The 13096-nt window shown below is 64.3% G+C and carries 7 protein-coding genes and 3 pseudogenes; 3 read left to right on the forward strand and 7 right to left on the reverse strand.

All coding sequences use genetic code 11. The features are described 5' to 3' along the window. From CRP49_RS27515 to CRP49_RS46535, 6 genes are all read right to left on the reverse strand, one after another. Window positions 1-1821: a hypothetical protein gene (locus tag CRP49_RS27515; protein WP_143670027.1), complete on the reverse strand. Its 1821-nt coding sequence runs from the start codon at window positions 1819-1821 to the stop codon at window positions 1-3. A gap of 232 nt (window positions 1822-2053) precedes the next feature. Continuing rightward, on the reverse strand, window positions 2054-2587 hold the full coding sequence (locus CRP49_RS27520; protein WP_257033500.1) for a hypothetical protein: 534 nt from the start codon (window positions 2585-2587) through the stop codon (window positions 2054-2056). Between the two features lie 135 nt (window positions 2588-2722). After that, window positions 2723-3907 (reverse strand): IS701 family transposase, encoded by a 1185-nt coding sequence (locus tag CRP49_RS27525; protein ID WP_097255788.1) that lies wholly within the window; start codon window positions 3905-3907, stop codon window positions 2723-2725. A 105-nt stretch (window positions 3908-4012) separates the two neighbouring features. Continuing rightward, entirely contained in the window at window positions 4013-4465 is a 453-nt protein-coding gene (locus tag CRP49_RS27530) for a hypothetical protein (RefSeq protein WP_097255789.1), read from the reverse strand. Between the two features lie 59 nt (window positions 4466-4524). After that, entirely contained in the window at window positions 4525-6216 is a 1692-nt protein-coding gene (locus CRP49_RS46530) for a hypothetical protein (RefSeq protein WP_143670028.1), read from the reverse strand. Between the two features lie 35 nt (window positions 6217-6251). Then, window positions 6252-9155: a hypothetical protein gene (locus CRP49_RS46535; protein WP_143670029.1), complete on the reverse strand. Its 2904-nt coding sequence runs from the start codon at window positions 9153-9155 to the stop codon at window positions 6252-6254. A gap of 129 nt (window positions 9156-9284) precedes the next feature. Here CRP49_RS46535 and CRP49_RS27540 point away from each other — a divergent pair. Beyond that, window positions 9285-9425: pseudogene (locus tag CRP49_RS27540) on the forward strand (IS5/IS1182 family transposase); the annotation flags it as partial. A 947-nt stretch (window positions 9426-10372) separates the two neighbouring features. Continuing rightward, a pseudogene (locus tag CRP49_RS46980) lies at window positions 10373-10989 on the forward strand (IS5 family transposase); the annotation flags it as partial. 57 nt (window positions 10990-11046) lie between these two features. Here CRP49_RS46980 and CRP49_RS49175 read toward each other — a convergent pair. Further along, a pseudogene (locus tag CRP49_RS49175) lies at window positions 11047-11502 on the reverse strand (transposase); the annotation flags it as partial. On the opposite strand from CRP49_RS49175, the gene CRP49_RS27560 reads away from it, so the two are divergent. Further along, a complete protein-coding gene (locus CRP49_RS27560) occupies window positions 11490-13043 on the forward strand; it encodes an alpha/beta hydrolase (protein WP_097255792.1) in 1554 nt (517 codons plus the stop codon). The pseudogene CRP49_RS49175 and the gene CRP49_RS27560 overlap by 13 nt on opposite strands. Window positions 13044-13096 lie beyond the last annotated feature (53 nt).

Consider the following 13096-nt stretch of genomic DNA (forward strand, 5'->3'; position numbering starts at 1 on the left):
TCACATGTCCGAGTGGCCCAAGATCTTCACGCCCACTGGATCGTCGTCGATCAGTCCGACGGTGGACCAGCATTTGTGGTTGAAGTTGCGATCCGCATCGAGGTCCAGGTCGCTCACATCAGATGCACCTTCCGAGATCTGCGTCCAAAGGTTGACGAACTCAGCCGAGGATAGATCGAGGAAATCGCTAGGGCTGGATCCGGTAGGGAATGATGCAGCGTCGTTAATCGGGTGCTCCAGCGGAGTCGGCGGATACCGGTAGAAGGTTGTCACGGGATCCGCTTCAGGGCGGTGTGGCCCAAAAACCTTTGGGACGCGAAGGTACTGCCGATACAAAGGGAAGTTTAGTCTCCCGTCAGGAGATATCACGCCGCAACCAGAGAGATTGGCGCTGGCCTTACCGAGGGCTTCCCAGAGCCGAACTTGCGAGTCGAATAGTTGCTGGATGAGGGACGCGAGCTGGGGGATGTCCGCGGCATCGGAGAACTGTTCTGAGGTGAGCGGCTGGCTCTGTGAGGCCAGCGCGTCCCTTTCCTCCTGGGTGAGGTTGTTCTCGAAGGCGTGACGGAAGTTGTCGGCCACGTGCTTGTCCCAGTACTTGCACGGCTTGTCGTTTGCCCAGTCCTCCCAGCATGGGCCGCCCAGAAGGACCGCCCAGCCGAGGAACGCCAAGACTCCGAGCCAGAAGCTGCCGCATGCGTTGTCGCTATCCCGTGTGCTGTCCGTGCTGGAAGGCGGGCGCTGATAGGGGGGCACCGGGGGGCCGGAGTACGTCGTCGGCTTAACTCCGGGACCGTGGCCGTTGGGCGGGGTCGCCGTCTCCGGCGTGATCACCGCTTCGGGCGGCTTGGCCGCGTCGGCATAGATGGCCGCAACAAATCGAGGGGGCGGCAGAATCGGCGCCGGCGGCATCCGAAACGTATCGAGGAGCTCCAACTGCCGCACGAGGCGCGCATATCCGACTTGCAAGTCCGGCACTGGACCCGTCGCACCCAGGTCGTAGGTATCCTCGATGACCTTTCCCACGAACGACACGAGGTCATCAGGCAAGTACGGTTCAGGGGCATTGTCAAAGCGGATGGAAGTGGCTATGTTGCGATACTGCTTGACCTCCGGTCGGATCTGGGCGATGTACGCGCCCATCGTGTTGCGCGCCACTCGGTCACGGAATCGGTGAGCACGTCGAGGACCGCCGACCACCTGTGTCAGATACGCCGAGCCATACACATTTGCCGAGTAGCCGGACATGATGCCGAACGCCATGGCCCGGGTGGCCGGGTCTTTTGCGTCCTCGAACGCGGTGCGCACGAACGCAGCGGTCCTCCGAGCAAGGAACAGGTCTCCCCATCCCCATTCGCTCAAGGGTGCGTCCAACTGCCTCGGGTGTTCCGGAATATGATCCATCTCCGCCAGACGCTTGCCGAGCGATTCGATATCCAGTTGTTTACCCTCGACTTTGCCTTGTAGTTGACGAATACTCAGCGTGGCTTTGCAAAATTTTGCTGCCGATTCGGGGGCTGCGGGATCTACAAGAGCTGATTCGATGTCCCGACGGATCCGTCCAAGGGTGGTGTAGACGTCAACTCCTTCAGCCCACAACGCAGCGGCTTCGGCGAGCAGTTCTAGCTCTCTGCCATCCGACTGAGCGTGATGGAAGAGATGGTCAATCAAACTGCCCAAAACCGCGCTACCCCGGTTGTTGTCGATATCGTTGAGCAGTTGATCTCGGAACTCCACGAGTGTGGGATCGTCCAACACAGCCACCGACACGTTATCCTTGTGGTCACCCAGTGCCGCGACATGGGTCCTGACGTCGATCATATTGTCCCGCTCCGGTTTATCGGTGATGGACGCACCCGACGGCTAGCAGAGGCGGTCGGGAGGCAGTCGCGCCAAGGGCATACTCGCCCTCACTTGCTGTGTCCCGCACATGTAGTGATGTGTGCGCTGTGATGAGAGCAAGCTGGCCATTACCAGCATTGCGCCGATATAGGAGGGCGGCAACTTAAGGTCCTTACTCCAGCCGTAGTTCGCGATCACGGCGAGTCGCTGCTCACGGCCCGTAGACGAGATCCGCACCCCCACTGGCCTCGATCAGCCAGGACAGCGAACCGCTTCCGAAGGGCCAGCCAGTGGTGGCCACCTGCACCCAGCCGCCCGACTCGTCGGTTCCTGCGTGCCACCACCACCAGCTGCGATCGTCTCCCATCCCTTCCTCGGTCGGGTCGAAGTAGTACAGCCACCCCGAGAGCGTCCACGGCCCCTGATCGACGGCCGCTTTCTCCTCAGGCGTCATCGCCCGCCATTGACGCAGCCACGCCTCGACGTCGAAGGGCTCGCCATGCTCCGGCTCCGGGGTCTCGGGCGCGCACCGCTGGATGAGCCAGTTCGGCAACAGCTGCGGCCAAAGCTCATCTGTCGGCCAGTCACCCATCTGGGAGACCACGCATGTCAGTACCGCACGCGCGTTGTCGATGACCTGGACCGGCTCCTCGGCAGTGAACCGGCAGCGCACGAGAAATGGCCGGGGCTGGTCGTCATCCTCGGCTCCCGGTCCAGATCGAAGGCGCCGCAGCTCGCCTGTCATGATTTCCACGGTGAGGAAGTATGCACCGGCACCGACCTCGCGACATCTCGATATCGCCTCCGGCCAGGGGACGAACCTCTATGGCTGGGCAGTTGCTTTCCGTTGGTAGTGGCAGGCTCGGGCGCGGGCTTGGTGTCAGCGTCGCCAGTGTGACCAGCGCAGGCGGTGTGCGAGGTCGTGGACCGGGCTGATCAGGGCCGCGAACAGGTGCTGGATCTCGTTGCTGGTCAAGGGAATCAGGCTGTCGAGGGCGGGCTGGTCGCGGCGTTCGGTGGCTGCGGTGACGGCGAGGAAGGCATGGGCGAGCATCGCGAGGGTGACCCAGCGGTGCCAGGAGGTCCAGCGGCGGACCTGGTGCTCGTCCAGGCCGGTCAGGCCCTTGCCGGCCTGGAACGTTTCCTCGATCGTCCAGCGCCGTCCGGCCACTCGGACCAGTTCCGACAGCGGCACCGGCCGGGGTGAGAAGCAGCGGTAGAAGGCGAGTTCGCCGGTGCGACGGTTGCGGCGGACCAGCAGGCACCAGTGGCCGGGCCGACCGGCGGGGTCGTGGATGTCGATCTGTGCCCAGTCGTAGTACCGCTCGCCCTTCGCGCCCATTCCGGCCGACAGCCGTTGCCAGGCCCGCCTCGGGATCCGTGCGGCCAAGGTCTTTGCCTGGAACTTCCCAGCGTGCGTGGTGATCGGGTGGGTGCTGGAGACGGCCAGGACGTAGCCGGTCCGGCGGCGTTCAAGGGTGATCCGCAGGTGCGGGTTGTCGCCGTAGACCTCGTCGCCTGCGACCCAGCGTGCCGGGGTTCCCGCGTCGAGCGCCCGCTCGACCATGCGGGCGGCGAGTTGGGGCTTGGTGGCGAAGGCCAGATCATCCGGGATGCCCGCGCTCCGGCAGCGGTCCGGGTCCTCGGTCCAGGAGCGTGGCACGTACAGGGCTCGGTCGATGGAGGCATGTCCGCGGATGGCGGAGTGCACGAGATAGACGGCGACCTGGGCGTTCTCGATGCGGCCAGCCGTGCCGGTGTACTGGCGCTGCACGCCGACTGTTGCGGTGCCCTTCTTCAGGTCACCGGTCTCGTCGACCACGAGCACGGCCGCGTCGTCGCGCAGGTGCTCGACCACGTAGGACCGCAGGTCGTCACGGACCGCATCGGCGTCCCACTTCGCGCGGTGCAGCAGGTGCTGCATGCCGTCCGGGCTGGCGTCACCCGCGTGCTCGGCCAGGGTCCAGCAGTTCTTGCGCGGCAGGTCCGACAGCAGCCCAAGTACCAACCGCCGTACCCGTCGCCGCGGTTCGACCCTGGCGAACCGGCCCGATATCCGGCTCATCAAACCCTCGAACGCTTCCTGCCATCGGGCAGGTACTACGCTGACGGCCGAGGCCGCCGCGTGATCATTGGATGTCCACACAACACCTAAGGATCATCGGTGGCCTCACCTGGTTGGACGCCACCGGAACCAGTAGTCGGGCCCCTCAACCTGGTAGCGGGCACCGGCGGTGAACCGCATCTCACCCACAAGCCGACGCGCGTCGTCCGGCACCTGGCGATGCGGGGCCAGCAGCAGTGTCAGTTCATCGTACCGAGCGTCGATTCCCCCATGGCCCGGATGACTCTCAAGCGTGACCGTCCCGGCCTCACGGCGCTGGTTCCACCGGGCAAAGATCGCCCACTGCTCGCGCTCCCACTGCACCGCGGCCTCGCTGGCGGGCCAGACACGGTACTCGTCAGCCTCGTCGCCGAGGTATTGGCCATAGCCGTCGAAGTAGTGGGGTTTCCCGTCGATGTCAGCAAGGCCGACGCGCGGTCCGTCGTACCACTCCAACTCGGCGTACACACGCTCGAAGCCGTCCGCGATCAGTTGCGCTTCGTCCCAGGTCTCGGCCACACGCGCAGGCTACCGACGAGCGACTTTCACAGCCGTGATCACGATCTACGGCTGGAGTACTATGCGGGTTGGATACTGCCGTCGGGTCGAACGGCTATATGGACGTCGCATAGCGAATCCCGCTTCGACCGCAGCAGGAAACTTCCCGCGACCAGAGTCAATTGGTGTGGTTGCGTGTGCGGCAGGACGACGTTTTGGTGCCCCAAAAGGTCCGGCACGAGGTCGTGGTGCTGACCGTGAAAGTCGAGGGTGATGGTGTTGCCGCGGATTTCAAGCGTACTTCCGTTGCCGGTGGCGTATCCGGCATGCGCAGGTGGCACCGTGACCTGTCCATCCGGGGTGAGGCGGTACACCAAATCCGTATAACCGAGCTTGAGGGAGAACCTGTAAGACGGGCTCGGGACCAGAGTCAGTTGGTGGGTAGTTGCACGAGAGAGAACAGCGTCATTTCCGAGCAACTCCGGCCGCAGGTCATGTGACAGCTGACGGAAATCGAGGGTGACTGTATAGCCGCGGATTTCAAGCGTACTTCCGTTGCCGGTGGCGTATCCGGCATGCGCAGGTGGCACCGTGACCTGTCCATCCGGGGTGAGGCGGTACACCAAATCCGTATAACCGAGCTTGAGGGAGAACCTGTAAGACGGGCTCGGGACCAGAGTCAGTTGGTGGGTAGTTGCACGAGAGAGAACAGCGTCATTTCCGAGCAACTCCGGCCGCAGGTCATGTGACAGCTGACGGAAATCGAGGGTGACTGTATAGCCGCGGATTTCAAGCGTACTTCCGTTGCCGGTGGCGTATCCGGCATGCGCAGGTGGCACCGTGACCTGTCCATCCGGGGTGAGGCGGTACACCAAATCCGTATAACCGAGCTTGAGGGAGAACCTGTAAGACGGGCTCGGGACCAGAGTCAGTTGGTGGGTAGTTGCACGAGAGAGAACAGCGTCATTTCCGAGCAACTCCGGCCGCAGGTCATGTGACAGCTGACGGAAATCGAGGGTGACTGTATAGCCGCGGATTTCAAGCGTACTTCCGTTGCCGGTGGCGTATCCGGCATGCGCAGGTGGCACCGTGACCTGTCCATCCGGGGTGAGGCGGTACACCAAATCCGTATAACCGAGCTTGAGGGAGAACCTGTAAGACGGGCTCGGGACCAGAGTCAGTTGGTGGGTAGTTGCACGAGAGAGAACAGCGTCATTTCCGAGCAACTCCGGCCGCAGGTCATGTGACAGCTGACGGAAATCGAGGGTGACTGTATAGCCGCGGATTTCAAGCGTACTTCCGTTGCCGGTGGCGTATCCGGCATGCGCAGGTGGCACCGTGACCTGCCCATCGGCACCCAAGCGGAATTCAAGGTCGGACAGCCCCAGCGCCAGGAAGAAACCGTATCGGCCAGGGGTGAGCCTTAGATCGTGTGATCCGCGCCCAAGGGTGGGCCGACCCGTTATCCGGAGCCCCAGATCTTCGCTGAGCGCACTGGTCTGCATTACTACTGGAAAGCCACGGACCACCAAATTCCGTGTCCCCTTGCCGTCGAGGAACGCCTCGCTTTCCGCGTCATACGTGACCACATCCCCGTCAGCCACGTCGAATCGGAAAGCTGGTTCGCCCAATTCGCTCTGCACAAACGAATAAGTCCCCGGAAGGAGTGAAAGCGTTGGTGCTGCGGCCCCGTCCAGCACTTCCGGACCCCGTCCGGGGATCGTAAATTTGGTGTAGCTCAAGGCGCTCGTGTCGATTGTGATGTCGGCCATCGGCCTGCCCTTATCTTCTGGATGTACTCTGGCGCCTAGCCGTCCGCCGGTCCACGAGTTTCGATGCTGTCGATCGCCAGGGTAGGTTTCTCGCCTGTGCTGCGGAACACGTCGAATTGGAATACGAGTCGGTCGACGTTGGACAGCAAGCCCTGATCGAAGTCGGTGAAGAGGAAGTCGACAGGGCCTCGTACGCCGACGAAGGCAGTTGCTGACGAAAGCCTGCTTTTGGTGACCAGCCATGCGTCGATGTTGAGCCCAACGCCACCGAGCTGGGAGATGTTGACTCGCAGGCGATCGGCGCCTCCCTGTGTCAGATCGAGCCCGAGTGCCAGCCCGGCCGCGTCGCCGGTAGGGCCATAGACAAGCTCAAGCGTTGCGCCGTCATGGGCCTGCTCCAGTTGTAGTTCAAGTCCTCTGTCGAACATCGCCCAGAGATCGACTTCCGCCCGTGCGGTGTGGTGTCTGTTGAGGACGCGGGCCCGACGTGACCCGCCGATCATCGATCCGGTCTGGAAGGAGACCGTCGTTGTGGTCGGAGGCACCACGATGTGTGTCACGCCTGTTCGGAAGTCATCCAGCCGGCGGCCTCTGGAACCCATGTCCATGATCCCGACGTTCAGGGTCTCCTCCGTACCGGTCCAACCGACGACGATGGTGTCCTCGCGCGCGGTCAGGTCGATGTCGTTCGCTGAACGCTCGGGATCGAGGACCCGTTTGGTAGGCAGTGCCGGAGTGAACATCGGTCCGCTGAGATTGAGAGTCTCGTCGGTCCCCGTCCAGCCGAGATAGAACCGATGGTCATGAACGGTAAGTGAGGGGGCATTCTCGCTGAGTTCATTTGTAGTGCGGATCTCGCCCAGCTCAAGGGTGTACCGTCCAGGACTTCCCTCGGGAATGTCCTTATTTAGTCTCAACTTCACTTCTGCTGCGTAGAGGTCCTCTTCCCTACGCCAGGCCAGGAACGTGCGGTCCTCGGTCGGATCGGATGTAAGTGCAGGGCGGTCGTTCGACTTCAAATCGAACGTCTTCTTCTCGATCCACGTCCATCCGTCGTCCGTGGACAGGATCATGTTCAACGAGTTGTCTTCGCCGGTCCACGCCAGGAACAGCTTTCCGTCCCGGTCGCGGGCGAGCGCAGGACCGAAGTCGCTCGTCTCGGGAAGTGTCACCGGCCCGCCCATAGCGAACACGCCGAAGAGCTCGCCGACGTTGAGTCGCTTGTCGATTCCGGTCCAGGCGATGTACAGCTCCCCGCCGGCGAGAGCAGGGGGGGGCCCCGATTTCTCAACCGGGTGCATTTTGGGTGCGAACGTACGGCCGCCGTCCGTGGATATCGCCGCGTTGAGGTGATCGTCAGTGCCGGTCCACGCGAGGGCGACATAGGCTGTGCCCGACGCGATCGCCGGCCGAACCTCGCTGAGTTCCTGCAACACGGTTTTTGACGTCAGGTGTTGGGCTGGCAAGCCTGCACGCGCGGCGCTTGTGATACCAAGCCTGACGCGGTTGAATGATGGCTCTGCGATCACCCTGACGTGCAGATCGGCGTACTGGACATATGCACTTGCTCCAGTTACCGAGGAGAGCCTGGCGAGCAAGTGTGCCTGATTATCCGGTTGTTGCAAATGGACAAGCACCCAGCCTGACGTGCCTGGAGACGACTGCGGCAGGTTGACGTCGTCGTCGCCTGCGTGGCGGAACTCGAAGTAGATGCGCCGGGCGGCAAGGCCTTCGGCAAAGGCGTAGACAGGGGTTTGCACGGAGCCAGGGGCAGGTGCACCGCGAAGCCACGTCAGCTCGACCTCGGTCGATCCCGGCCGATTGATCAACTGTGCCCCGATGTCGGTGCCGTGGACTACTGGATCGAGCCATCCTGCTGCTTCCAGCATGGGCGCGCAAAGACCAGGACCGGACAGATTGTTGTCGCCGTCGAAGGGAAGTACGTAGGTGTGCCCGGCAGGTACCGGCTCATGTTCCGCCGTGGGGGCAGCAACAGTGCAGCTCTTGGCGGCTGAGTCGGTCTTGTACAGCACGCGACATTTGACGCACTGTTGCCAGTTGCCCGTCTCGGCTTTGATCGGTGGGCTGTCGTATCGCAGGATCAACGACGGTGTGCCATCGATGGACGGTTGGTGCCCGCCGCCCACAGGGCACTGACCGTGGCCCGCTGCGCCATGGTAGAAGAGCGCACCGCAGTTGCCGCACAAGCGCCAGGACGATTCCTCGTCCGATGACGGGGTCGGCGGTTCGTGGCGCGGGTTGTAATTTACCTTAGGATCGGCACTGTGGCCCGCAATCCCTGGTGGTGCACCCGGACACAGGCTCACATCTCCGGCCCTTTGCCGGAATGCCGTGCCACACTGAGTACAGAGGAACCAGCTGGGGTCGCCGAAGTCGGACTTGAAGCTGATCGTCTTGTCTGCAAAGCCATATGCGCCCGTCCGGCCCATCATGCAGAAGTAGTCCTCGTACTCAACTGGCGCACTCGGAAACAGATCCAGGAATGCGTGTCCGAGCCCGAACATGTGACCAAGCTCGTGCTCTAGGAGACTTGGCGACAGACTAGGGGCGCCGATGTGAAGGTACTTGATCTGGCCGGGCTGCGGAAACCATGCACCTTGCGAACCTACCCCTTCGTGATCCAGAAGGAAAGCAAAGTGCGTGAACTGCGAAGCGTTCAATCCAATATCATGTGCCAGCAGTGGGAGCGCCCTGTCCCCAAGTCCTTGCCCCAGCTTTTCGAACTCGACTTGCGGGATGGGCATCCGATACCAGTCGAATACCTGGTAAGACCAGTTTGCCCGACCACCCGATTGCCTTTGGTAGTAGTCACGAACGGAGACCATGACCTTTTCCACGAAGGATTTGGTCACGTGTGTCAAGCGCGGTGCTGTCGGGGCCAGCATCGGCACCACGGCCAGGCGTAGCGGAGCAGCCATGCCGAATTCCTCGAGTTGACGTGGGCGGGCTCAACGCGTTTCCTTGCGTGATTCCACGTTACCCTGGCAGCCGCCGATCTTCATCCGCTCTTTTCGGCAGAGCTCCGCCAGGCCCTCGCGATCCGGTACTACAAGCAGCGCAACACCATCGAGCGGTGCATCAACCGCCTGAAACAGTGGCGCGGGATCGCCACCCGCTACGAGAAGACCGCGACCATCTACCTGGCCGGACTCCACGTGGCAGGCATCTTCCTCTGGTCCGCCCGCTGATCCAAACGAAACCGCCTAGCTGTTGCAGCATCCCACGGGCGCCTCTCGCGCGACGGTGGTCCAGCGGTGCCAGCCCAGTCGCTGTGAGCACTTCTCCAGTGGCGGGCCCGCGTCACCAGTCGGACAATGGAGTTCCGTTCAGGGTAGATGAGGGCTTACGACTATGCCCGGTTGCCCACCACTCGTCTCCGCGATTCACCCTTCAGTCTGGGCACGGTCTGCCGCTTCTTCCGTTCAGCTCAGCAGCCCGGCATAGCTCTGCATGGAGGTGTTTCCGTGATGACGAAATCTAGCGAGCAGCAAGCTTCAACGGGGCTCCGCTCCCGAACCATGTGGGATGTGTACTGCCCGGAGGAAGACCTCAACGTCGTCATGTTGTTCCCAAGCGAACATGCCGCCAACCAGGCCGCGGCCGAACACAACGCTCAGTTCACTCCAGCACACACGGCTGGGGCGGTGGTGCACACGCCTAGCGACGAGGACCCGCCGCACCTTACTGAGGCTCAGCGCGAAGCGTTCAAGGAGAACGCTGCCGCCCTCGATAAGGCCGAGGAGCAACTCCGGATGGCCCAACAGAAGGCCCGTGCGAGGTTGAAGGCAGTGGGCATCAATGATGGCCCCTACGATGACGATGGAACCTCGTGCTTGAAGTGCGGATGTCCGGCGTATGTGACGACACCCCACCGCCCTCACGCCTCTTGCCGGAGAGAATTCTGTGGGCACACCTATGACAGCCATCACTGGTGATAGAGCTCGTCCGGTGAACCTCGGGTCTGTTCTGCTTCGCCACCGAGTCCTTTCATGGCGGAGACCCGCCGTGGGTCGCGGAGTGGAGAACCTCAGGCGGGGGCCACTGTGGTGACGGTGCCCAGCCGCACCTGAAGCGCACAACGGCTACGGCGTCGGCTAGGCAGTTTCGTTTGGATCAGCTAGTCGTTGGTCCGGGTGTGCCGTTGAGTGATGCGCAGTGGGCGCGGATCGAGCCGTTGCTCCCGGACCGGACGCCCAAGCGGGGTGGTCGCTGGCGTGATCACCGGGAGGTGATCGACGCGATCGCCTTCAAGTTCCAGACCGGCACCCAGTGGGTGCATCTGCCGGGGAAGTACGGCAACTGGCGGGGCGTCTACAACCGGCTGCGGATGTGGGCCGTCGACGGCACCTGGGAGCGGGTGTTCACCGCGCTGATGGCCCAGGCCGACGCCGACGAGGACCTCAACTGGGCTGTCTCGGTGGACTCCACGATCGTGCGCGCTCGCCAGCATGCGGCAGGGGCCCGCAAAAAGGGGCCCCAGCAGGCGAACCTGACGACCACGCCATCGGTCGGTCCCGCGGCGGGCTGACCACGAAGATTCACCTTGCTGCAGACGACCGCTGTCGGCCGCTGGCCTTCCATCTCACCGCCGGGCAGGCCGGGGATGCGCCCGCCTTCACGGAGGTCATGGCCCGCCTGCGCATTCCACGACCGCGAGGGCGACCCCGCTCCAGGCCGGATACGATCCTTGCGGACAAGGCCTATTCGTCCCGCGCGATCCGAGAACACCTGCGCAAGCGCGGCATCACGGCTGGGTAGCGGTGGGCGTCGAGCAGCGTGGTCAGCAGCCGCGGAGCGGTTCATTTTCGGCTGTCCCCGGTAGCGGCAGTGGCGCATGCCCTGTCCGTGGGCGAACTCGTTGATGATGCCCTCGACTCCTGAGCGGACCGCGTAGCGATCCTTCCAGTCGGGGGGGTCTACTGCTCGGCGCGGACGCGGAGTTGAAGGTCGCGGAGTTCTCGTGGGAAAGCACAGAGTCCCGGCGCTGTCGGCGGTGGTGGCGCACCGGGTGCGGACTGGACAGGGGCGGCACTTCCTCTTGGTGAATCGTGCCACGATCAGTGGGGCGGCGGCGGGCGAGGACGTCGGGCAGGGGCCGTGCCAGCCGGCGCTGACCTGGCCCTGGGGACAGGTGATTTGTAAGCGGTCGGAGTCGAGGCTTGTATCCTGCACGCATTCGGCGATCGGGCGATCACGGGTACGGGCATGCGGGTACAGGGCGCGCGTCCAAGGGCGGGAGCGCTGGGATTTAGATGAGTGACGCACATCCGATACGCAGCCGCAGACCGGGCCTCTCCGTCGGCGCGCGCATCATCGCCGTGGTCGTCCTCACCGCGATCGGGGCCGTCAGCGCCTGGCTCCAGCACGAGGCTCCCGGCCGGAGTACGGAGCCGCGTACGGAGTTCACCGCGCACAACCCGCCCGCCGGTCTGCCCACCGCGCTCACCACCGGCCAGCACCTCCACTGGTCCAGCTGCACCTCGCCGCCCACCGCGCGCACGGGCTACGACTGCGCCACCATGAAGGCCCCCCTCGACTATCGGGAACCGGACGGCAGGACGATCGACGTCGCCCTGATCCGCCGCAAGGCCACCGGGCCGAACTCCCGGCGCATCGGCTCGCTCGTCCTCAACTTCGGCGGTCCCGGCGTGTCCGGCGTGAGCGGACTGCCTGAATTCCTCAACCAGTACGAGCCGCTCCTCGACCGCTACGACATGGTCTCCTTCGACCCGCGCGGCGCCGGCGCGACCATCCCCGTGCGATGCGGGAAGACCGCGGACGACACCGGCTACGACGGGGCTGGCGCCTGCGCCGAGCACTCCGGGGCGCTCCTGCCGTACATCGGCACCTCGCACACCGCGCGCGACCTCGACCTGATGCGCTACCTCCTCGGCGACGAGCGGCTGCACTACTTCGGCGTCTCGTACGGAACGGCGCTCGGCGCGGTCTACGCCCACCTCTACCCATCGAACGTCGGACGGCTCGTCCTCGAAGCGTCCGTCAATCCGACCGAGGACCTCGACCAGGAGAAGGTGTCGCAGGTCAAGGCGGTCCAGGCGGCGTTCGACCGGTTCGCCGTGCACTGCGCGGCCCGCATCCGCCACTGCCCGACCGGCGACGGGCCCGAGGAGGCCGCGCGGCGCATGGCGCGCCTGGCCGACCGCCTGGAGAAGAAGCCCGCGCCGGCCGGCGCCGGAAGGAACCTCGACGCCGACGACCTCGCGTACGCCATCAGCGACCATCTCGACCTCGGCACGGACGGCTGGACGCCGCTGGCCAAGGCCCTCACCGCGCTGATCGACCACAACGACGGCCGTCCGCTGAGCAAGGGCGCGGACGACGTCGGCTCCGCCGACCGCGCGGCGACCCCGCGCGACGACAGCCGCGCTGCCCTGATCGCGATCACGTGCGCGGACTCCAGCCTGCGCCCCGGCTTCGAACGCCTCGACCGGGACCAGGCCCGCATCAAAGCTGCCTCGCCTGTCTTCGGCGCAGCCTGGTCCGCCGGCGTCTACCTCTGCTACGACTGGCCGTTCGACGGCGAGCGCGCCACGCTCCAGGTGGACGCCGACGGCGCGGCCCCCGTCCTGGTGGTCGGCGGCACCGGCGACCCGAACACCCCCTACCCCGGCGCCCGCCACATGGCCCGCGCCCTGGGCGACGGCGTCGGCGTCCTCCTGACGGCCCAGGAGGAGGGCCACGGCACATACCCGCAGAACCGCTGCGTCACGGAGACGGTCGACCACTACCTCCGCACGGGCCGCACCCCGGCTCCGGGGACGGTGTGCCGGGGCAGCATGTCTTGAGGCTCGTACGGATCCGCCGGGCGGCTTCGATCCCCCCCACGATCGCCGCAGAG

The sequence above is a fragment of the Streptomyces sp. Ag109_G2-15 genome, assembly GCF_900215565.1.
Lineage (GTDB): Bacteria > Actinomycetota > Actinomycetes > Streptomycetales > Streptomycetaceae > Streptomyces > Streptomyces diastatochromogenes.

Bases quoted from the DNA above. Each gene is read 5' to 3' on its own strand.
- CRP49_RS27515 (WP_143670027.1), bottom strand. From the start codon at position 1,821: ATGATCGACGTCAGGACCCATGTCGCGGCACTGGGTGACCACAAGGAT.
- CRP49_RS27520 (WP_257033500.1), bottom strand. From the start codon at position 2,587: ATGACAGGCGAGCTGCGGCGCCTTCGATCTGGACCGGGAGCCGAGGAT.
- CRP49_RS27525 (WP_097255788.1), bottom strand. From the start codon at position 3,907: ATGAGCCGGATATCGGGCCGGTTCGCCAGGGTCGAACCGCGGCGACGG.
- CRP49_RS46530 (WP_143670028.1), bottom strand. From the start codon at position 6,216: ATGGCCGACATCACAATCGACACGAGCGCCTTGAGCTACACCAAATTT.
- CRP49_RS46535 (WP_143670029.1), bottom strand. From the start codon at position 9,155: ATGGCTGCTCCGCTACGCCTGGCCGTGGTGCCGATGCTGGCCCCGACA.
- CRP49_RS27560 (WP_097255792.1), top strand. From the start codon at position 11,490: ATGAGTGACGCACATCCGATACGCAGCCGCAGACCGGGCCTCTCCGTC.